This is a genomic window from Luteibacter sp. CQ10 (genome assembly GCF_040900725.1).
Lineage (GTDB): Bacteria > Pseudomonadota > Gammaproteobacteria > Xanthomonadales > Rhodanobacteraceae > Luteibacter.
Window position 1 is genome coordinate 895843 of the sequence record NZ_JAEUYM010000001.1, and the last position, 21828, is coordinate 917670.

16 protein-coding genes are annotated in these 21828 nt (G+C 61.3%); 10 read left to right on the forward strand and 6 right to left on the reverse strand.

Annotated features, from left to right (window positions below):
* Positions 1 to 215 precede the first annotated feature (215 nt).
* From JNG39_RS04110 to JNG39_RS04120, 3 genes are all read right to left on the reverse strand, one after another.
* The gene (locus JNG39_RS04110) at positions 216 to 1502 is read right to left on the reverse strand and encodes an McrC family protein (RefSeq protein WP_368309856.1); all 1287 of its coding nucleotides are present in this window, start codon (positions 1500 to 1502) and stop codon (positions 216 to 218) included.
* Positions 1503 to 1510: 8 nt separating this feature from the next.
* Positions 1511 to 3352: an McrB family protein gene (locus tag JNG39_RS04115; protein ID WP_368309857.1), complete on the reverse strand. Its 1842-nt coding sequence runs from the start codon at positions 3350 to 3352 to the stop codon at positions 1511 to 1513.
* Between the two features lie 219 nt (positions 3353 to 3571).
* Positions 3572 to 5092 (reverse strand): tyrosine-type recombinase/integrase, encoded by a 1521-nt coding sequence (locus JNG39_RS04120; protein ID WP_368309858.1) that lies wholly within the window; start codon positions 5090 to 5092, stop codon positions 3572 to 3574.
* A gap of 588 nt (positions 5093 to 5680) precedes the next feature.
* Here JNG39_RS04120 and JNG39_RS04125 point away from each other — a divergent pair.
* From JNG39_RS04125 to JNG39_RS04140, 4 genes are all read left to right on the forward strand, one after another.
* Positions 5681 to 6091, forward strand: a complete 411-nt coding sequence (locus JNG39_RS04125) for a hypothetical protein (RefSeq protein WP_368309859.1) — start codon at positions 5681 to 5683, stop codon at positions 6089 to 6091.
* A 271-nt stretch (positions 6092 to 6362) separates the two neighbouring features.
* Entirely contained in the window at positions 6363 to 7289 is a 927-nt protein-coding gene (locus JNG39_RS04130; protein ID WP_368309861.1) for a LysR family transcriptional regulator, read from the forward strand.
* A 429-nt stretch (positions 7290 to 7718) separates the two neighbouring features.
* Positions 7719 to 8564 (forward strand): oxidoreductase, encoded by an 846-nt coding sequence (locus JNG39_RS04135; protein WP_368309863.1) that lies wholly within the window; start codon positions 7719 to 7721, stop codon positions 8562 to 8564.
* A 593-nt stretch (positions 8565 to 9157) separates the two neighbouring features.
* Positions 9158 to 9559 carry a response regulator gene (locus JNG39_RS04140; protein ID WP_368309864.1) on the forward strand — a complete coding sequence of 134 codons (402 nt, stop codon included), beginning with the start codon at positions 9158 to 9160 and terminating at the stop codon, positions 9557 to 9559.
* Between the two features lie 160 nt (positions 9560 to 9719).
* Here the strand turns inward: JNG39_RS04140 and JNG39_RS04145 are convergent, their stop codons facing one another.
* Entirely contained in the window at positions 9720 to 11894 is a 2175-nt protein-coding gene (locus JNG39_RS04145) for a putative bifunctional diguanylate cyclase/phosphodiesterase (RefSeq protein WP_368309865.1), read from the reverse strand.
* Between the two features lie 1203 nt (positions 11895 to 13097).
* On the opposite strand from JNG39_RS04145, the gene JNG39_RS04150 reads away from it, so the two are divergent.
* On the forward strand, positions 13098 to 14732 hold the full coding sequence (locus JNG39_RS04150; protein ID WP_368309867.1) for an ATP-binding protein: 1635 nt from the start codon (positions 13098 to 13100) through the stop codon (positions 14730 to 14732).
* A gap of 10 nt (positions 14733 to 14742) precedes the next feature.
* Here the strand turns inward: JNG39_RS04150 and JNG39_RS04155 are convergent, their stop codons facing one another.
* On the reverse strand, positions 14743 to 15126 hold the full coding sequence (locus JNG39_RS04155; RefSeq protein WP_368309869.1) for a hypothetical protein: 384 nt from the start codon (positions 15124 to 15126) through the stop codon (positions 14743 to 14745).
* A 669-nt stretch (positions 15127 to 15795) separates the two neighbouring features.
* On the opposite strand from JNG39_RS04155, the gene JNG39_RS04160 reads away from it, so the two are divergent.
* The gene (locus JNG39_RS04160) at positions 15796 to 16122 is read left to right on the forward strand and encodes a hypothetical protein (RefSeq protein WP_368309870.1); all 327 of its coding nucleotides are present in this window, start codon (positions 15796 to 15798) and stop codon (positions 16120 to 16122) included.
* 228 nt (positions 16123 to 16350) lie between these two features.
* On the opposite strand, the gene JNG39_RS04165 is transcribed toward JNG39_RS04160, so the two are convergent.
* Complete coding sequence (locus tag JNG39_RS04165) at positions 16351 to 17025, reverse strand: DUF4396 domain-containing protein (protein WP_368309871.1); 675 nt, start codon at positions 17023 to 17025, stop codon at positions 16351 to 16353.
* Between the two features lie 590 nt (positions 17026 to 17615).
* On the opposite strand from JNG39_RS04165, the gene JNG39_RS04170 reads away from it, so the two are divergent.
* The 4 genes from JNG39_RS04170 to JNG39_RS04185 are packed head-to-tail and all read left to right on the forward strand — an operon-like array spanning position 17616 to position 21826.
* The gene (locus JNG39_RS04170) at positions 17616 to 18722 is read left to right on the forward strand and encodes an enolase C-terminal domain-like protein (protein ID WP_368309873.1); all 1107 of its coding nucleotides are present in this window, start codon (positions 17616 to 17618) and stop codon (positions 18720 to 18722) included.
* Positions 18719 to 19558: a hypothetical protein gene (locus tag JNG39_RS04175; protein WP_368309874.1), complete on the forward strand. Its 840-nt coding sequence runs from the start codon at positions 18719 to 18721 to the stop codon at positions 19556 to 19558. Before JNG39_RS04170 ends, JNG39_RS04175 begins: the two co-directional genes overlap by 4 nt.
* On the forward strand, positions 19555 to 20196 hold the full coding sequence (locus tag JNG39_RS04180; RefSeq protein ID WP_368309875.1) for a gluconate 2-dehydrogenase subunit 3 family protein: 642 nt from the start codon (positions 19555 to 19557) through the stop codon (positions 20194 to 20196). Before JNG39_RS04175 ends, JNG39_RS04180 begins: the two co-directional genes overlap by 4 nt.
* Positions 20186 to 21826 (forward strand): GMC family oxidoreductase, encoded by a 1641-nt coding sequence (locus tag JNG39_RS04185; RefSeq protein ID WP_368309876.1) that lies wholly within the window; start codon positions 20186 to 20188, stop codon positions 21824 to 21826. Before JNG39_RS04180 ends, JNG39_RS04185 begins: the two co-directional genes overlap by 11 nt.
* Positions 21827 to 21828: the final 2 nt, after the last annotated feature.

Sequence of the window (21828 nt, forward strand, 5' to 3'; positions counted from 1 at the left end):
TTTTGCCTCGGCCTTTCGGTTCGCGACGGCGTGGGTCATCGCCGACCTGCGGAGGTTCGCATCAAAGGAGCGTCGGCGGTACCCCGCTGGCTCCGCCTTGCCCAGAAGGTGGCCTCACTCAACTGTGTCCTACGGATATAGCTGTGCGTCCTGCAAACACCGTTGGCTACCGTCGGCGCGGATGGGGGCGCCGACCAACCGCATGGTTCGTAGAGCTACAGCCTCGCAGGTCCCGCCAGATTCAGCATCCTGACCGAAATGTGCACCGGCGCGGTTAGGCTGGTATTGTCGATGACAAACGAGGGCGGCACTGCGTCACTCGCCCAGCCAGTAGGAGCAGGGTAGACAAGTTCGAGCTCGGTGCAGCCGTAGCGGACGGCATAGGCAAGCAATTGGTAGATGTCCGCCGGACTCACGCCCCAGCGATTGTCATTAGGTTGCAATCGCTTCCACTTGGCATCGATGATACGGACGACGCCGGCTCCACCTGCGCCCTTGGGGCGTCTCCAGACCGTCACGTCAGGCTTGAGTTGGAAGACATCGACCAGTGCGGCTCGTGCGAGGGGGCGGGCGGGGCCCTGCGCGTGAACCTGTTCGTCCGGCATTGCGTCCTGTCGTTCGAGGTAATGAACGTAATCTTCAAAGAGTCGGTTCATGTTGAAGAGGAGTCCGGGCGCACAACTACCTCCTGACCGAAGGCTCGGATTGAGGAGCGAGAGCAGGCGTTCGCACCAGTCAAGCGCGGGCTCGTAGTGGCGCGTGGTCCGGTCACGTCGGAGCGCGGCGACGTCTTCTGCATGCATGCGCGTTGGGGTGATGTCAGCGAAGCGCGCGTGGCACTCGAGCCAAAGCCGTTGACCTGTGGTCGACGACAGCCATGGTCGGGAGATGTCGAGCGCCGCTCGAATGGCACGGTTATAGGGGTTGTCGACCGTGAACTCGTCGAAGTCACAGTGGAGCAGGTGAGGGCGGGTGATGTTTGTCCGGAGATGCCTGTGGACGTTGATACGCCCCTTGGCCGACCGTAGGTTCTCGCTTTGCTCAAGGTAGCGGTGGAGCAGGCCGCGCCGCGCCTGCACGAGGATACAATTCAGGAACGCCTGGATAAAGACTTCAAGAAGTGGTGCGCGAACCGCTTCCTGTCCAACATCGTTACCAACGTGCAGCGTCAGGCTCCTCGCACAGGAAAGCATGTCGAGCAGCGCCTGTCGCGCGGCCCGCATCTCCCCGGGTTGGCGGAGGTCGTCAAGGCCGGTCTTGGGAAGGATTTCAAGGATGAATTTCGCCTCGCTCAGGAGACCGCAGAACTGGGAGAACCGTATGCCCGCACTCGTTCGCTCGCAGATCCGGGGCCCACGCTCGCTGCGCCGGAGCAATGCATTGGCCTCTGCCTCGGTCAGCCATGCCCTGACAGCATCGCTATTTCCGGCAAGGCGCGCCGCGTCGGCGTCTGAAAGGATGGGGACGGTCTCGTGTTCAAGCACTGAGATGACGCGATGCATGCTCACGGTCAGTCGGCCGCCTCGACTTTGCCCGCGTAGAGAGAAACGATGTCGTCCTCGGACCACGTTGAGGGGTCTGTGACGGTGAAGGTAGGCCGTGATTCGTCGCCTGCGAGAGGGCTGGCGGCGTCGAACAGGGCTGAGGGCTTGAGCTCTCGTGTGTCGAAAAAAGCGGTTGGTTTTGCGGTACCGGTGAGAGCGAGCCGCACACGCTCCAGGTCATCAAAAAAATACTCCTGGAGGAGTGGGATGATGCTGTTGTGCAGGATATTTGCCACTCCCTGCACCGTCTCTACGCCCATGAAATAGGCATGACCCACCCGGTGGTCACGATCAATGAGGTACTCGAGCCGGTCGTTCAACGTCGTCAGCAGGCGTGGGAGATCAATGCGTCCGACCCTGGCAGGGGCGATGCTATCCGGGTCGGGAGAAACTTCCTTCCACTTGAAACGCCTGCGCATGGCGATATCCATCATGGCGACGGAACGGTCAGCCGTGTTCATCGTGGCGACGATGTTGAGGTTGTGGGGAACGCCGAGGGGCTTGTCGAGGCCGGGTACGGTCACCCATCCGCCGGCGTAATTGGGAGAACTGCCGGGTACCACGCGCTTGCTTGGCTCAATGAGCGTGATGAGTTCACCGAACACCTTGGCCACGTTCGCCCGGTTGATTTCGTCGATGAACAGCACGTGTGGCACGTCGGGATTTGCATGGGCCTTTTCGCACAGCTGAAGGAACGGGCCCTTGACGAACGTCACCGCAACGCCCTGGCCCCCCTCCGGTGCGATGGGACGCAGGCCACCGAGGAAATCTTCGTACGCGTAGCTCGGATGGAACGTCACAAAAAGTGACTCACCCCCATCGAGGAAGACGGCTCTGCGACGCCTTTCAAGCTCGTAGGTCTTGCCGGTGCCTGGGGGACCGAAGAGCACGATGTTCTCCGGCGCCCATGAACGCACAACCGCTTCCGGCCGCGCTGCTTCATCGGTCTCCTCGTTTGAGATAGGAGGTGCTTGCTCATCGTGGATGGACACAGCAGCCTTGAACGTGCGAGGTGGGCGAATCAACGTACCGACCGGCTCAAGGTAATAGTCCACTCCTTCGGGATGCCTGGCCTCAAGCCCTTTTCGGACCTCAAGCAGCGCACGGTCCATGGCTGGCCGACTGCTGCGGTGTTCTGCTGTCCAGATGCCGTGGGCGCGAGCGACCTTGGTCTTTTGCGACTGACTAAAGACCCGTTCGAACTCATCGGGGAAGAAGACATGGCACAGCGCATGGTATAGCTGGCGACCCTGGCCGGAAGGAATGCTTTCCAACCATTCTGCAAACGACCATGCATTGCCCAGGATGCCTGCGCGCTCATCGCGCGATCTTGCTGAGAGGTCCGCGAAGGCGTTGACGGCGAAAGCAACCTCCATCCACAGATAGAGGTTGTAGCCCGTCCCGCCACTGCCAAGGCCAGACAAGACCTCCGTCGTCAGGAAAGGCGAGTTGGCGGGAAATGGGCTGGGTGGATTTGCTTCCCAAATCCATTGGATGCGAGAGCGCTTATACGGGGCGGCCAGGTTGTTCGTCGGCAACTGCACAATCCAGAAAACTTCCGCCATCAGGGCGACTTCAACCGGATTGCATGTCTCGAGCTGTCCATGAAGCTTCGTGTAAAAACCGCCATTGCCAGCATCAGGCCGCTTGACGTACCGGTTGATGAGCGCGTCAAAGTGAGCGGGTATCCACACGCCGGGCTGTTCGAGGAGCAGCCCATTCTGTTCGAGGAGGCAACGGTTCTTGAACTCGGACGCTGCCCTGAAGACAGCGGAGGCATTTTCGAAGTCGGGATTGAATCGGCTCAAAGCGCTCGCTCCGGAAAAGTATTTACAGGGTGTGGGTTCGCAATTACTGCAACCCCGAAATCAGCTTGGTGTCTGCTTGAAGCGAGGCACATGATTCCCTACTGAGCGGGCTGCGGGCGACGCATATTGGATGCTGGGTAAGGCGATTCGGTACGCCTCGACTGGGTTTCGGGTCCTTCAGCTCAATTGGCGATTGCCACCTTAGTTTGAATCCACGGGTCATTTCGAGATGACTTGTCGAGCGTCTGAAGGTGTACGAGCCTGTCGCTCCCCGACAGCCCGTGTCCGCCTTAAATAATGTTCGAACAATGCAGCCTTCCGAACCAGAACCTTGAACTCGGGGAAGCTGATTTTTGACAGGTCCGCCAAGCGCTCGGGCAGCGTGGCCGGCTGGATGTAGTGGGTTCGCAACACAGACTTTCCTGCGCTGTGCCCCGTCAATTGCCCAATGCGTGCATCCGGGATACCCGCACGCTCGGCGGCCGTCGAGAAGTTGTGGCGGAAAGAGTGGAGTACTTTCGTGGGTGAGACGATGCCGCAACGCTTTCTCAGGAACGTCCGGTTGAACCAGTCACCGATGACGTCCCCGGGTTCCCCTGCCTTATCGTGAATGCCGGGAAAGACCACGTCAAAGCCGTACCGTCTGACCTCACGCAGATAGTCCAGGAATCCGAGCCTCAGGACTTCCGGATGTAGCGGGACAAAGCGTCGACTGCCGGCGTTCTTGGTCTTTCGCCGGAAGTGCATGCCCCAGATGCCTGATACCTCTTCCACGTCATCGAGCTTCAGCTGAGCGAGTTCGTTGATGCGGGCGCCGGAGTGGAGAGCCAGGATAGGTCCCCAGTATTCGTGCGGCACCTGGGAGATGAGGTTCCTGGAAATGAGCGCCAGGTCTTCCTTCGAGAACGGCTCGCGCGAGCGCTCTGCATCCTGGGCTTTCGTCGTTACCGAATAGCCGTCGCAGGGGTTGAACGGAAGGCGGTGTTGCTTGACGTGGTGGCCGAAGAAGGAACGTAGGCGATCAAGGTGTTTTTCCCGCGTGCGAAGGGAAAGCCCTGACGCTCCGTCAGACCGCGCTTTGGCCAGTACGGCGGGAGGCAGGAGGCCCCGGTACTGTTTTTTCTTCGAAGCATTGGCCGGGTAGTCGACCAGCATGGCGAGGAACGATTCGACGTCGTCCGGCTGGATGTCGCCGATCGCTTTGTCACCGACCAGCGCGACGAACAGTCCGAGGGTGTACTCGGAGTCGAGGACATTCTTCTCGGAAAGCGCCTTGCCTCGCATGTAGGACAGATGCTTTTCGATGCGAGCGCTCATCGGGTCGCGTCCGGCCGATGCAGGCCTTGCCACACCGGTCCCGGATGGCGCCTCTGCGCCGAGGCGGATGCGCTCCCGCTCGGCCATGATCCGCTCGGCAGCAGCGTTCTCCGCCGGTGACCCATCGGTGGTGATCCGGGTTCCGTCCGGGAGCTCGATGATCAGGTCGATCTTTTTCCGCGCAGCGGCCAGTGCTGTTGCCAGCAGGTCCTTGGGCTTTTCCACCGGGTTCCTCCGCATCCATTCGAAGACGCGGGAGAGAACATAGCCGATTCGGGCCGCCGAAAGGCGCGCTGCGTCACCTCTTTCTCCCTGGAGGCTCAGCACCAGGTATCGCGAACCGAGGAGAGGCTGGAGGACCAGCGGTACGAAGTACCGGGCATGCCAGCCAGCAGGGCGCTTGAGGATGTAGGGCTTGGGCAATTGATACCTCGATTGATACCTGGAGGGATCAACCGAGGCAAGAAAAAACCCCTTGTAGGACAAGGGGTTTGGTCTGGACTTGGTGGAGGTGGCGGGATCCTGTCGGACAATGCCATAACCCTCTGACCAGCAACGTGTTCGGGCTCGGGGACGGCGGCCAAAACCGTGCCCAGACCGGTACGTCCACTTTAGCGGAGCGCGGATTGGGAATGGAAGGCCGGTGCTCGTTCAAAGTGGACATCGAGGCCGACCTCTGCCTAGTGCAACATCGGACGCGCTCATGCACTGCACTAATGCTCGCGGTCTCCGACCGCGAGAAACAGCCTAGACGACCTCAGGGAAAGGGCGGGCATAGGCGGTCGCCGTAAATTGACCGATCATGTTGCCTTCCTATGTCCGGAGCTTTGCCACCAAGTACCTCCCGCCTATCTGGCACGGCACAGCCCATCTTTTTGGAAAGAATCCGCGCTTTCCGCTTCAGAAATGGTTCGGTCGGCTGCTCACGGCCGGCGCCCCGTGAATGTGTACTTCACCGCTTCGGTTCCGGGATTCGGCTCGCACCAAGCCCTAGCCTTGCCGCAAACAGTGATGTCGTTTCTCGATGTCAGCAAATATCCGCCTTCGACGGACTACGTCCTTGTTACACTGGGGTTGTCCCTCCTGCTTGGCAGCGCCATTGACAGGGTGCGGGGCCCATTTCGGAAAGTCCTGCTGACTTTCGGGCGGACTCCTCTGTTCACATACATCACGCATGTCTATGTCGCCCATCTGTTGATGGTGCTGGTCGGGGTTGCCCTGGGCTTTCCTGTCGACCTTTTCCTGAATTTTATTCAATGGAACGCCGCCGCTGTTTTCGACCGGGTGACGCCGCCAATCGTAACTGCCGACTGGGGTTTTGCGCTCGGGGGGGGCTACCTTGCCTGGATCGTCGTTCTAGCGACGGTTTATCCCATGGCCGGGTGGTTTGGCCGCCTTAAGCAGACAAAGGCGTGGTGGTGACTGCGCTACCTCTGACGTCATCCCCAGTCGGCGAAGTGCCGAACCCTAAGGACGGGTGCATCGCATGCCGTGGCCCGGCGGTATCGAAAACTACACTGCTCGGCGATTGAACGAATGCAGTTGGTGCCGAATGGGCGAGGGCAACGACGAGCCCGAGACCAGTCGAGTATAGTTACTACACGAGAAGAACAGTCGGTCGACGGACGGCACGGCATCGATGAACTTGCCAACGGTGTTCGGCTCGATGCTTCACTGCATATCGGGAGCGGGAATGCGTCACGATCATTTTGATGGGCTGATCGCTTTTGTCACTGTGGCTGAAGAAGGCGGCTTTTCCGCGGCTGCCGTCAAGCTCGGAGTCACGCCATCGGCTGTGAGTCAAACCATTCGCAATCTCGAGCGCCGTCTTGGACTAGTTCTATTCAATCGGACAACGCGGAGCGTCCGCTTGACCGAGACGGGCGCACGCTACCTCGCCCGCGTGAAGCCAGCGCTCGATCAGTTATCTGAGGCATCGCAGGATCTAGGGGAGGAGGCGGACCGTCCGGTGGGCATGCTTCGCATCAATATCCCTCGCGCCGCGTACCTTATCGTTCTCCAGCCAGTGCTGCGGCGATTCATGGATGCATACCCCGAGATTTTCCTCGAGATTCGGGTGGATAACTTCTTGGTGGACATCGTGTCCCAAGGCTTCGATGCCGGCATCAGATTTGGTGAGTTGGTGGAAAAAGATATGTGTGCGGTGATGGTCGGCCCACTGCTCAGCGCGCAGGTTCTCGCATCGCCCCAATACCTCGAACAATACGGCACACCGTCCCACCCGCGCGACCTACTTGAGCACAACTGCATCGGATACCGGCATGTGACTACCGGGCAGGTCGAACGCTGGGCGTTCTCGCGTGGCTCGGAACACTTCGATCTCATCGTCAAGGGCAGAATGGTCGTCAACGATTCCGAGATCTTGCTTCGTTCGGCACTGGATGGGCTGGGTATTATCTATACCATCAACGGATACACGGAGCGATTTGTAGCACAAGGCAAGTTGGTTCGCCTCGTTGCCGATTGGAGCCCCGACTTTCCGGCCCTTCATCTGTACTATCCTGACCGGCGAAGGGTGCCGGCCAAGCTCCGGGCGCTTATCGATTTCCTGCTCTCCGAGCGCGATATCGCTGCTCAGGTTAACGATTTCATCCTTTGACAGCGGCGCTTTTTGAAGCGCAGCTACAAAGCTCATCAAGGGGATACTGGATTCTCGATTGACCCAGGCCGCCCTAGACTTTGCGTCTTGAGAACACGCCCGTGTGCGTGGGCCAAGAGAGCACCATGTCCGATTCGTTGCACCCTTCCCCGTTGGCTCATTCACCGCTGGCCTGATCTGGCCAGGCCAGGCCTGGCCAAGCCCTGCATGCGACCGCTTCCTGTCCTATCGATATCGCGCCACCAAGGGGACGCTAGCGTTGCTCGCCTTTGGCCCGGGGCAGCGATCGGTGTCCGCCACCCCGTCCTCGCCGACCGTCCGCGCCGTGTGACCTTTAAGATTCTCTAACAAGGTCATGGAGCGAAAATCGCATTATCGACCGCTCGCGGGCACTTTACAGTTCACTCAACCCAATGCACGGAGAAAATCATGCCTTCCCCCCTTACCTGGCTCATTACCGGTGTCAGCAGCGGACTTGGCCATGAGCTGGCGATCAAGGCCTTGGCCGCCGGCGACCACGTGGTCGGTACCGTTCGCACCGAACCCCACCTTGCTGCGTTCAACGCGCTGGACGCTGAGCGCGCTCATGGTGTTCTGCTCGATGTGACTGACGAAGAAAAGATCCCGGGCGTTATTCACAGCGCCCTCTCAATTAGTGGTCGCATCGACGTGCTGGTGAACAACGCCGGGTATGGTCTCGAGGGCGCCGTGGAAGAGTCCAGCATGATGCAAGCAAGACGTCAGTTTGATGTCAACTTCTTCGGCTCCCTTGCGATGCTCCACGCAGTACTGCCGATCATGCGCGAGCAGCGTTCCGGACATATCATCAATATCACATCCACAGGCGGCCTCATCACCTTCCCCGGCCTGGGCATCTACAACGCCTCCAAGCATGCCCTGCAGGCCGTTACCGACGCGCTGGTGCAAGAGGTCGGCCCGCTGGGCATCCATGTGACCGCCATACAGCCGGGCCCTTTCCGCACGGATTGGGCGGGCCGATCTATGGAACACGCCGACAATCGCATTGCCGATTACGAGGGCAGCGCCGGCGCCATGCGCAAGGCGCTGGAGCAGCGCAACGGACGCCAGCCTGGAGACCCGTCGCGAGCGGCCGATGCGATCGTCGCAATTGTAAAGGCCGAGAATCCGCCGGCCCGACTTCTTCTCGGCTCGATGGGATTCAAACAGGTGGGCGAAACACTGGCGAATCGACAGGCCGAAATTTTCCGCTGGGCTAATCTCACCTTCAGCGCGGACTTTCCTCTGGGCGAGTAAACGCATACAGGCGTGAGTGTCGACGCTCATCCCACGCGGGATGAGCGTTTCCGCAGTATGTTACGTTCGCCGCAATACAGAACTCGCGGATCTTCGCAGTCGCTACGCTGCCCCTATGTATGCAGCAACCAAGTTCCTGGAGGGGCAATTTGCCGCCATGGCGCTAGTGCGGCTGCCTAGCCCAGCCGAGCTTTTGACGAGGCGAACCGCCATCCAAACGACTCGAACCTCGCGCGACCGACGTTCGGTCGCAGAATTGGATTCGAGTGCGTGGGCCCACCGGGGGTTCCTCGTCGAACGCGTACGCGCGTTCAACGCCGGACACACCAGGCCTCGTGGCAGGCCTGCCGATCCCGGTACACCATTCGCTATTGTAATCAACGGTAGACCGCGGTGAGGTCATCGGACGGGGGCGACCGCTCCGTTCCGACGTGCTTCTTCGAGTGCATCCACCCACTCGTGACGAGAACAGAGCCAACGCATTCGCGAGGATTGGCCTTATCAATCGTCAGAGCGGGAAAAACAGTGAACGCGTGCCGGCCCAACCCTGCGAACGGAAATGGCCTCTTTTCAACGTTTCAGTCGTGGTTCTCATGCGCAAGGTTCCTTTGATGGCGGGACTGCCCGCCGGTAGCTCCGCGGCGACTGCGGTCCAGGCCCCGACTGGAGCGGACAACTTTTTCAAGAGCAGCACGGTCGCGATGGAAGGGCGCGGGGCGGTCGGCCCTTCCGATGGCCTACCTCCCCTTCGCGTTCTGCTGGTCGATGATGATCCCTTGGTCCACCAGACTGTCGCAGCCCTACGTGAAGATCTCGGCGACACGGTATTGAGTGCCCAGCGGGCGCAACAAGCCTCGGATCTCTTGGAAAGCGGGGCAGGGTGCGAGGTGCTTCTGACAGATTTTGCCATGCCCGGCATGGCTGGCAGGGACTTCGCCACCGCGGCCCGTGCCTTGCGCCCCAATCTGGCGGCGATTTTGGCTACAATACTCTGAGATGGAGGCAGGTGAATTTCCTTGGTTGCTGTGCATCGACAAACAGTTCGACTGTCATGACCTCATCGCGGTGTTGCGCCAAGCAGTCACTTGTCATCATCCGGTTCCGAGATCGCAAGGATCCGGGACTCACGAGGCCATGATTGAGCAACGTCACCGGTCAGGGCGCCTCGCCTACCACGTGTTTCGTAGCGAATTCCTCTCGTGGTAGAGGACGACCAAAGAGATAGCCTTGGACCTCACCGCAGCCGCGCTCGGCCAGATAGGCCAGTTGCGCCTCCGTCTCTACGCCCTCCGCGATCAGGTGTAACCCGAAGCTTCGGCCGAGATAGAGAATGGCATTGACCACTGCAGCATCCCCTTGGTCCTGGATGAGATTCCGAATGAAAGAACGGTCAATCTTCAAGCGCGTCACGGGCAATCGCTTCAGCAAGCTCAACGATGCGTAGCCGGTCCCGTAGTCATCGAAAGCCAGGCCGACGCCCATGTCTCGCAGGGCGTGTAGCGATTTAGCGGTGGTGTCATCGCTGCGAAGCAAGATATTCTCCACCAGTTCGAGTTCCAATGAGGCAGCTGGAAGTCCCGTATCGGAGAGGACGCGCTCGATCGTGGCGACCAGTTGGCCAGAGCGCAGCTGTGCCGAAAAGAGATTCACGCCGATATGAAAATTAGGGCGGTGCAGCCCCCATGACACCGCTGCTTCACACGCCTGCCTTAACGCCCATTCCCCGACGGCTGGCGCGGAAGGCTTCTCGCTCAGCACATCGATAAAGGACGCCGGTGACAGCAGGCCCCGCTGCGGATGGCGCCACCGCATCAGCGCTTCGGCACCGGTCACCCGACGCGTGATGGTATCTACCTGAGCTTGATAGAACATTTCGAACTCTCCGTGTTCAAAGGCTATTCGCAATTCCCGAGCAAAAGCCCGGCGGGCGACCGCGACCTCTCGAAACACCGGAGAAAACAGTTCATATCTCCCCTTGCCAGCCGCTTTCGCCCGATACAACGCCAAGTCGGCAGCACCCAGCAACTCGTCGGGCACCGTGCTGTGTTGCGGTGAGATCGACACACCGATGCTGGCACTCAGGTCGAGGATTTGTCCGGCGAACTCGAAGGGCCGCGCAAGCGAAGCAACCAGGCTGGCAGCTGTCCGGCAAGCCACTTCCGGGTCGTCACCCTCCAGCAGCACAACGAATTCGTCACCCCCAAGGCGCGCAAGCTTGACCGCATCCGGGCACGTGTTACGCAGTCGCGATGCGACCTCAATCAGCGCGTGGTCCCCGGCAGAATGCCCCAACGTATCGTTGACCTCCTTGAACCCATCCAGGTCGAGCAGCAGGACCGTCGCCGGCTGGGCGTCGCCCAACACGCGATCCAACCGTTCCCGCCAAGCGGCACGGTTCGGCAGGCCGGTGAGCGCATCAAGCGAAGCCAAGCGAAAGAGCCGGGATTCATGCTGTCTTCGATCGGTGATGTCGCGAACGATCGCACCCACGCTGATTGAGTCGCTCTCTCGCCAAGCCGACAGGGAGAGTTCTGCAGGGAACTCGCTGCCATCTCGGCGTAGACCAGAAAGCTCAATCGTTTGCCCGGCCAGCTCCGGTCGATCGCCGTTTTTCAGGCGGGAAAGTTCATCATCGTAAATGCGGCGCCAGCTGTCCGGGACGATCAGATCCAACGGACTGCCGTCGACCTCCGCCGCGCTGTAACCGAACAGACGTTCGGCGGCATGGTTCCAGAAGGTGATGTGACCCCGTGTATTGGAGCAGATGATTGCGTCGGGTGAGGTAGCAGCGATGTTCTCGAACCGAGCTTGGCTGATACTCCGCATGCGGTCCAGACGGCGCATTTCGAGGCGGTCCATTACCAGAGCAGCAATATCGGTGAGATTTGCGCGATCCACGGGGGTGAATGTGTCGCGTGGTTCATCATCGATGAGGCATAGCGTCCCGAGACGCTCGCCAGATGGCGTCACCAGAGGTTTACCTGCGTAGAATCGGATGAAGGGTCGTCCTAGGACGAGAGGATTTTCACGAAATCGCGGGTCGGCGAGCGCATCGGACACGACGAAGATGTCATCTGCCACGATGGCATGCGCGCAGAAGGAGATATCCCGAATGGTCTCACATACGTCCAGGCCCACCCGGGACTTGAAGAACTGCCGATCGTGATCCACCAGTGAGACCAGCACGATCGGGATATGAAACAGGCGCGCCGCCAACCGAGTCAATCGGTCGAGATCTTCGTTCTGATCTGAATTGAGCAGTTGGTATTCGGCGAGCACGGCTAAGCGCCGGGCCTCGGCCTCCGGGGGTAAAGCAGGCGGCAGGATCATCAATTCCCTCGGCTTGTGTATCCGAATCGAGGCTAGCTAACACGTTGTCGAAATCTCGCCGATGAAAATCGGGCCTTGCCCGTCAACCGCTAAGCAAATCCGGCACGCATCGAAGAGGTCATTGCGTCGAAGGGCGTCGCGCCTGTTCAGGGCCAAGATAACGGCGTGTGCTGGTGTAGTGCCACCATAGATGAAGAGGTGGCTTCGAGAAAAGGGATCACGCAGCGAGCAGATCGGTGCTAGCAGGGGTTTGAGGGGCATTGATCGGTAGCCGGGTCATGCAGGCAGGCAGCCCGCGCCATCCAGATGATGCGGCAGGCTGACGCTTCGGATCGAACGGTCAGCGCACGGGAGCACGCAGCGAAGGATCTCTGCCGCGACCGCCCGGCTTGGGGCTCGGTCAGGACAGCGGAGAGGTGGTCGAACGACCATCGTGGTCGAGATCCCCGCAATAGCCAGCCAGGCCACCTTCTCCGCCGTTCGCGCCGCGACCATGCTGCTCGCGGTCCCGATGGTGGAGTTGGTGACCATCCAAGCGAAATGGCCATCGGCCGCGTTTCGCAGTGCGTAGAGCCGGCCCGTCGGAACTTCTGTTCCCGAGGGCGGCCTGGAGAAAAAGCCGAAACTGGCGGTTTGGGTGACTTGGCCGGCGGCCACGGGACGGCATAGTCTTGGGCCGGCAGCCAGAAAAATGGCGCTGGTCACTTGGTTGGGTCCGTCGGCGTCGAGACTGACGGCATTGCCGAGGCGTGCGGCTATTGCGGTGAAATCCGCTCGACTGACGGGGTGGGCGGGCAAATGGGGCTTGAGCTGGCTGCGGCAAAGCGGATGAGGCCGAGCGTCGACTGGCATCGGACGCCACAAAACATTTCATTCACGGCGAAGCCCTCCGGAGGGCGTGGGCGAGGCGGTTGGGCGCTGATGGAGGCCAGCCCTGCGCGCGACGCCGACGCCGAAACCCCGCAGGCACGGACCCGGCGCAGGGCCGCAGTGGCCGGCTCACCCGGCCACCGATCGGCGGAACGGTACCCATGGAACGGGCGCGATCGACGCCAAGTCCTCAACCTCCGAAGGATCTACCTATGGAATACGGACAATGAATCTCACACATCCCTTGATATACGTTGACGTTCCGTTAACACCGGCGAAGCAGGCTTTTAGGAAAATTTTTGGTCGGTCGCAGTGAAACGGTGAAGCACGTTGATGAACGACGACATGGCGGGCGCAGGGAGCTTGGCTTTCCAACGCTTACGGATGAGCGAAACCCAATTTCGAATTCTTGTTCAGGGCGTCGCGGATTACGCGGTCTACATGCTTGACCCCGACGGGCACGTCGCCACATGGAATTCGGGCGCGGAACGCATCAAGGGCTACCTGCCCGACGACATTATTGGGAGCCATTTCTCGGCGTTCTACATCGATGAAGACCGGCTCGCAGGCATTCCGCAGCGCAACTTGCGCATCGCCGCCGAGATCGGTCGAGCGGAAGACGAAGGCTGGCGCTTGCGCAAGGACGGGACGCGCTTCTGGGCACATGTCGTCATTGATCGCATCCTGGATGAAGATGGAACGCTCTTGGGATTTGCCAAGGTCACCCGCGATGTCACCGAAAAGCGCGCCGCCGAACAGCAACTGGAAGAGGCGCGGGAGGCCTTATTTCAAGCGCAGAAAATGGAAGCCATCGGCCAGTTGACCGGGGGAATGGCGCACGACTTCAATAACCTGCTGATGGCCGTCCAGGGCACCCTGGAGCTGCTGCGTGATCGCTTGCCTGAGGACCCTCGCACCCGGTCCATCTTTCAGACGGCGATGGCGGGGATCGAGCGGGGCGCGTCGCTCACCCAGCGAATGCTCGCCTTTGCCCGGCGCCAGGAACTCAAGCCCGCGGCGGTGGAGTTACCTGCCTTGATTCATGGCATGCGCGAGATGACCCGAACCACGCTTGGCTCCCGGGTGGAGGTCACCACCCGGTTTCCGTTGTCGCTGGGCCGGGCCTTGGTGGACCCCCATCAGCTCGAACTGGCGTTGCTGAACCTGCTGGTCAACGCCCGTGACGCGATGCCCAACGGCGGCCACATCGAAATCTCCGCCCGGTTGCAAATCGTGGACAGCAAGCACGCGTCCGGGCTCGCGCCGGGTCGTTATATCCAGCTGTCGGTGGCCGATGACGGGGAAGGCATGTCGCCGGAAACGCTCGCTCGTGCCACCGACCCGTTCTTCACCACCAAAGGGGTGGGAAAGGGCACGGGACTCGGGCTGTCGATGGTTCACGGGTTGGCTGAGCAATCCAACGGACGCCTTGTGGTCGAAAGCACCCTCGGCCAAGGCACCGTGGTGTCTTTGCTTCTGCCAGCGGCAGGGGATGCTCACGACGCGGAGGCTGCCCGGCCGTCCGACGCAGTGGCGGACCATCACCCTCCGGCGGGCGGGCAGCCCTTGAAAATCCTGGCGGTCGACGACGATGCGTTGGTGCGAGACACCTTGTGCGCGATGCTCGAAGACATGGGCCATGTCGTGGTGTCGGCCGAGTCCGGCAGCCACGCGCTGGTGGCCTTCGAAGCGCCTGGCAAATTTGATCTATTGCTCACCGATTTCTCGATGCCGGGCATGACGGGGGCTGAGCTGGCGGAGGCCTTGCGTCGGCTCCAACCGACCCTGCCGATCGTGGTGGCATCGGGGTATGCCGAGGCGCTTTCGTCTCCGGAAAGCGTGGGCATCACGCGGCTGGCCAAGCCGTTCAATCGCTCCATGCTGGCCTCGGCCATCGAAGCCGCGAGAACGTGGTTCGCTGGGCCTGCATCGGATCCGCCGTTGCCGGCTGCGCCGACGCCGGGCTGACCGCGCCCATTCAGTCCAGCACGAGGTCCGCGGCACGAGTCAACGCATCCTCCAATTGGTCGAGCGTGAAGGGCTTGACCAACTTGATGGCCCCCAGCGGGGCATCCTTGGCATCTTCGTCAGGATCGGAAAGCATCACCACGGTTTTCATCGGCGGATGGCGCTCACGCGCTGCTGCCAAATAGGCACCTGAACGGTCTTCGCCCGGCGCTGGCACGGCCGCGACCAGGAAATCGACCTGGGCATCGGCCAACACGGCTTTGGCACCGCCCGTATGTGTGGAGGCCACCAGTACCTCATACCCCCGGCGGCGGAGCGCATCGGCCACCGTGTCGGCCAGAGTAGGACGCGGTTCGATGACCACGGCGATGGGGGGCAAAGTGGCGGTTGACATATGACCTCCCTTAACGATGGACCGGCGTCTTCTACAGCGCATTGGACAATAAAGGACTTGGTTTTGCACGATGCCAAGTTATTGGGCCACGATGGTACTCTCCGCACCGACAGCAGCCGCGGTCCGGCATGGGGCATTTCCATCGCGTCGGCCATGCCAGCCAAGTCGGCGGCAATGTTCAAGAGGCTCGCGTCGAGCAGGGCGATGGTGGCTGTGGCCACCAGACAGCGCGGAAACCGATCGCCCAGGGCCCCAAGCCCTCTGCCGGTGACCATCCCGACACGGGCGCACATCATCTACCCCGCGGCCATCAAACGCTAGGTCAGTAAGACGATCCACAGCAACTGCGTTTCAACCTGCGATCCCACCATGGAAAAGGTCGCTATGCCAGAAGGATCGTCGTCTGCCCGACCCGAGGCGAGGCCTGGGCCCCGGGCTCGCCAGAACCGGCGAGAGCCTGTTGGGGGTTGGGGTGCATCGGTCAATGGGTCAGCCATGGCCCATCCTGGAGGTTTCCCCCGACGCTAGGTTGGCACTCCTGATGGCGGCGCAACCAACCTATCCCGAAAGGTTGCAGCGACCAACGGAAGGGGGCACCGAGGGCGTTGCCCACACGAGGGCCACAGAATCATCGGCCTCGGGGTAAACTAGCCACGTCCAGGAGCCTCCATGCCACACGCACGTTTTCCCCGGGTCGTCGGTTTTGAAGTCCCTGCACTGGACGACGCCGGGAGCACTTCCGCGAGTGCGCCGTTGGTGGCGCTCCTGGATGTGGCGCCAACCGCCAACTGGACGGCAGTGTTCGATCGCGAGACCCCGGCGTTCCAGCGGGCGCACGGGATCGGCGCGATCACGGTGGAGGCAGACCGCATCGTGGTCTCGGGGATGGTGGGCAACCCAAGGGAGGTCACCAGAGCCATCCGCGACTTGGTCGAACGCGTCACCCAGATCCGCCAGGCCGAACGTTTGGGAGAAAGCGGCCCGCATCGCCTTTGAGCGTGAAGGCATCGCCGAGGTATCTTGATGTCCCGATCAACCCTTTGGGGGCTCGGTGCCATGGTCATCTTGGCCATGGCTGATGCCGGTCGGCGGCAATCGATGGACTCGTTTTGACGGTGCCTTTGAGCGGCGTAGCAGCCAATGCTGTCGAGATCCACCTCAGGCTCATGAGCTGTGCTTCGGTGGGGCGCATGGCTTCTGCAGCATTCACATTGCATGTGAGCGCTACATAGCCTCCTTGAGGCCTTGCCGAATGAGCCATGCATTCACCGGGTAGCTCGTTGCAAAGCCGGTGATCATCGCCCATTGCATGGCAAACCAGAACTGGATGTGAGCCGCCGTGGGGCGCCATCCCAAAAAATGGGGGTATAGCCAAAATTGAAACACGGCCATTGCGCCAAACATGCCAACTTGCCATGCGAGCAACGAAGCCGTATCAGCACGCACGGCGGCGAGAAGACCCTCGCGGGGCGTCAGATGCCGCATCGGCACAATCGCGAAATACTGGAAGGCGATTCCGAATCCGAAGGCAAGGAAGGTGTCCAGCACCCATGTTGCAAACATCCGATCACCAAACAGCCAAGGCCATCCAAAGGCAGTGGCGGCCGCTGGCAGGGCCAGCACGGTCAACTCGGCGACGATATCCCCTAGCGTGCAACCGCTGCCGCAGTGCAAGGATCCCTTAGCCACATGCGCCCACTTCGGTTGACCGTCGTGCCGGTTTCCAAACCGGAGGTAAAGGACGATGATGGCCCATGAACCGAAAAGGGCGCAGACGGGCCACACCACGTTCATCACAGCCATCGTGGCAGGCCGATGAACCAGGTGTGCTGCGAGGCCCAGCGCGCAGACCATGCCGCACCCCACACTCAGCAAGCAGATAAGTTCGAAGGCATTCATGCCCGTATGGTGGCTCACTTCATGTCGACGGCGTGCAGAGTGACGAAACTTTGGTGGAGGCGACCAAAACGAGCTGCTAGTCGATCTCAAGGTCCGACAACATGTGCAATCGGTTGACATCATCCGAAGACACTGGTCCGGTGCGATTGGGAAGCGTCAGAATCGGCAAGGAAATAGATGCCTTCCTTTGTCATCCTCGCCCCCAGTGCTCAAGTTCAGTGACCTGGTGATGCTGTAAATAACATCGAAGCCCGGGGCGGCCATCCTGAACCGGCCCCTCTGCCCAGTCCAAGGGGGTTGCCCGATGCATTGAGCAATGCTTAACGATGTTTCCCACTTCACGCACCACGTGCGGAAAAGAGTTTTCGGTAAAAGACCGTCATGGTGCCCTCCTGCTCGTGGGGTGTGAACGAAAATCCAGCAAGATTAAAGGATCCCTTGTCGCGCTCTTCACGCCGTCGCACAGCTCAAGTTGACACCGCCGTGGAATAGAGCAAGTCGCAGGAGCTTACGTTCGTATTGCCTTCTATGAGCCACCCTCGTACGCTTTGACCACGCCCTGTCCACGTTAGCGCAGCTAGCGTCGACGAATGGCTGTCGCTGTTTCCCCTTCGGTTGATGAAGTCCACGCGCAAGCGTGGACCGTTCCTACGCCCGAGCGCGAGTCTGACGGTACGCTCGGGTGGGCCTCGACCACCTTGGTCGCGGTACATGTTCGCGGCGGCGCATTAGCCGGATTCGGGTACACATACGCAAGTGCCGCAGCGGCGGACCTTATCAACGAGGTGTTAGGTCCCGCGGTTCGCGGTGCAGCCCTGACCGGCATCGAGCGGATCTGGGATCTTTGCTGGCAGCGCACGCGAAACCTTGGTCAGCCCGGCTTGGTCGCGATGGCCGTCTCCGCCCTTGATGTGGCGCTGTGGGACGCCAAAGCGCGCTGGCTCAGCTTGCCGTTGGCTCAGCTACTGGGGCCGCTGAGAGACGTCGTGCCCGTTTATGGCAGTGGCGGCCTAACCAGCATGACCGTGTCGGAGCTGAAGGCGCAATTAGGTGACTGGGTTCATGAGAACGGTTGCCGAGCCGTCAAGATGAAGATCGGCGCCGACCTTGAGAAAGATCTGTCGCGCGTGGAGGCCGTGCGCTCCGCGATTGGCGACGCAGCCCTCATGGTGGACGCCAACGGCGCCTATGCGCGGAAAGACGCGGCGAGGCTCGCACATGAGTTGGACAGCTTAGGCGTTATCTGGTTCGAAGAGCCGGTGTCTTCGGACGACGTGGACGGCCTAGGTCGCTTGGTGACAACGGTGCCGGCGGGTGTAGCCATCGCCGCTGGCGAATACGTCTACCGCCCCGACGATGCACTTCGCCTGCTGCGCGCCGGCGCGGTCGACGTCCTGCAAGCCGACGCTACGCGATGCGGAGGGATCACCGGCCTACGCCGCGTCGCTGCGCTGGCAGACGCGTTCCATGTACCGCTATCGTTGCACTGCGCACCCGCACTGCACCTTCATGTCGCCTGCGCGCTGCCGGGCCTGATGCATGTGGAGTGGTTCGTTGATCATGTGCGCATTGAGCAAGCATGGATCGATGGGGCGCCGTCTCTGCGGAACGGTGAAATGGCGCCGAACTGGAGCGAGCCGGGGCATGGCTTAACCTTGAGGCCGCCGGTCGACGCCGACCAATGGAGGGTGCGATGAGGGCGCTCGCTGCCATCGCGTGCGGGGCGTTGTGCCTAACCTTGGCGCGGCGCAAGAAGAACGTTGCGGCGCTCGGTGCGAACAATCGGTTGCGTCAAGCGACCGCGCTCTTGGCCACATCAGTCCTGACCGACAGTGCCATGGAGCATTACCGCGGATCGTATGCCAATCCTGCCATGGTCCTTCCTCCCGCCGCCGCAACACTGGCGCTGGCGGCCAGCGCCACCTCAGGGAGCGAGCCCAGCCATTGGCGTTCTTCGATTTTCGCCGCGGTGGCGGCGACCGGCATGCTCGGCACGGGCTTCCATCTCTACAACATCACCAAGCGACCAGGCGGATGGAGTTGGCAAAACCTCTTTTACGCCGCGCCCGTGGGTGCGCCCGGTGCGTTGATGCTGGCGGGACTATTGGGTGTGAGCGCAGAGGCGATGCACAGGCGGCCATCCAGCGGGCTTGGGCGCATGGTCGCGTTGCTGTCGGCGACGGGTATGGCGGGCACCTGCGCTGAGGTCGCGCTCCTACACTTTCGCGGCGCCTTTCAACATCGCGCGATGTATTTGCCGGTGACCATTGCGCCCTTGACAACCGTGGCCCTGCTCCACGCTGGCGTAGCGAATCATCCGACGTGGCTGGCACGGTGGGGCCTACGGACGACCGCTTTGCTCGGAATGGCCGGCAGCGCATTCCATATCCGAGGCGTTGCACGCAATCACGGCGGATGGCGGAACTGGAGTCAGAACCTTTTCAATGGACCGCCGGTGCCCGCGCCACCGGGACTCACCGCCTTGTCCATTGCCGGTCTGGCAGCGCTAGACGTACTGGATCAATCGCCATGAAGGTGTCCCGATATCCTGGGTACGATGTGCTGGCCAAGCGGAACAGCCCATCGTGGGATGCGATCACCCGCCAAGTCATCGAGGATCGGTTGCGGCCGACGGCCCCTGCGAGATTTTGCACGGCCACCGAATGGGCCATCCTTCAAGCGTTGTGCGACACCGTGGTGCCGCGCGATGCGAATCACGCCCCGATACCCACGGCAGCGCTGGTTGATGCGCGACTTTCGATGGATGCACGTGACGGCTACCGAGACGCGCGTTTGCCGCCGCTCCAGCAGGCGTGGCGTATTGGGCTTTCTGCATTAAATGCGGCGTCCAACCAGATCTCCGGCGTAGCTTTCAGTCGTGCTTCGAGCGAACAGCGCACGGCGCTCGTTGCACTGATGGAGCAGGGGCTGCTCACGGGAGATGCTTGGAAGGGCATGCCCGCAGAGGTGTTTTTCAAGCAACGCGTGCTGCCCGATCTATGTGGCGCGTACTACGCGCATCCCCATGCTTGGAACGACATGGGTTTTGGCGGTCCCGCGAACCCACGCGGGTATGTGCGTCTGCAAGCCGATCGGCGCGACCCATGGGAGGCGATCGAAGCGGGTGAAGATCCGGAACGGGTCGCACGGCAGAACCGTCGTGTCCGTTGAAGCACTGGCAACACCGCGAGGCAAGGACGGTCGGGCGCCCGATGTGATTCGGCCCGGCGCCTGGGTCCCGATGCGGGAATATCGCGACACGGATGAGATTGACTTTGCGATCGTAGGCAGCGGGGCCGGCGGGGGCACGCTGGGATGCCGATTGGCCGAAGCGGGTTTCCGCGTGGTGATGTTCGATGCGGGCGCTTGGTGGCGGCCGCTTGAAGAGTTTGCGTCGGACGAGACCCACCAGCGGAAACTCTTTTGGACCGACGAACGGCTGGTTGATGGGGCCAATCCCCTCAAGCTCGGGCACAACAATTCGGGCAAAGCCGTCGGAGGCAGTACGGTGCATTTTGCCATGGTGTCCTTGCGCTTTCGTCCAGAGTGGTTCAAGGCACGCCGTCTTCTCGGGTATGGCGTGGATTGGCCCATCGAGTGGCAAGAAATGTGGCGCTATTACGCGGAAGTCGAACGAACTCTGCGCATCGCCGGGCCAATTCATTATCCTTGGGGCCCTGCGCGGGGCCGATACCCGTACCGCGAGCACGAGCTGAACGCCGCAGCGCACGTGTTGGCCCGGGGTGCCGAGGCGATGGGTATCCCGTGGACGCCTACGCCCCTGGCGACGCTCTCGGCCCCTGCGGGCCTGGCGCAACCGTGTGTCTACCGGGGCTTTTGCGTGTCCGGGTGCGCCACCAATGCCAAGCAAAGCGTGCTGGTCACTTGGATTCCTCGGGCCCTACAAGCCGGCGCCGAGGTGCGGGATCTGGCGATGGTGGGCCGCATCGAAATGAATGCGGCGGGCCGCGCGACCGGTGTTCACTACCACCGCGAGGGCCGCTGGCGGTTCCAGCGCGCGCGGCACGTGGTGGTGGCTGGATATGCCATCGAGACACCGCGGCTGTTGTTGATGTCGGCGACCGATCGCTATCCGGACGGGCTAGCCAATTCCTCTGGCCTCGTGGGAAAAAATCTCATGGTGCAAGCGAATCAGGCGGTCTGGGGCGTGATGCCGGAGGAGATCCGCTCGTACAAGGGGCCGCCCTCGCTTGCGCTGACCGAACACTGGAACTACGAGGACAATAAGGACTTTTTTGGGGGATATGCATACATGAGCCAAGGCCCATTACCGGTGCTGTGGTCCTCGGCGCAAAATGGCCGGGGTCTGTGGGGGCAAGCGCTGCAGGACGAAATGCTGCGCTACAACCATGTCGCTGGGCTCAAAATGGTCGGCGAGATTTTGCCCAGCGAGCGCAATCGGGTCAGCTTGGCCGACGAGCCCGACGCGCTGGGCCTACCTATCCCGCGCGTGACCTTCTCGTTGGGCGAGAACGATCGGCACCTCATCGCGCATGGATTGGGGTTCATGCATCAAGCGCTGGCCGCCGCAGGTGGCCAGGAGATCTGGCGCGAGACCGACGATACCTGCCATCTGAACGGAACGGCCCGCATGGGTACAACACCGGAGGCGAGCGTGGTCAATGCCGACTGCCGCAGTTGGGACATTCCGAATCTATGGGTCTGCGACGGATCGGTGTTTCCGACCGTTGGCGGGGTCAACCCATCCTTGACCATTCAAGCGATCGCATGCCGCACGGCCGACCGTATCCAAACTCTGGCAAGCCGCGGTGAACTTTAGGG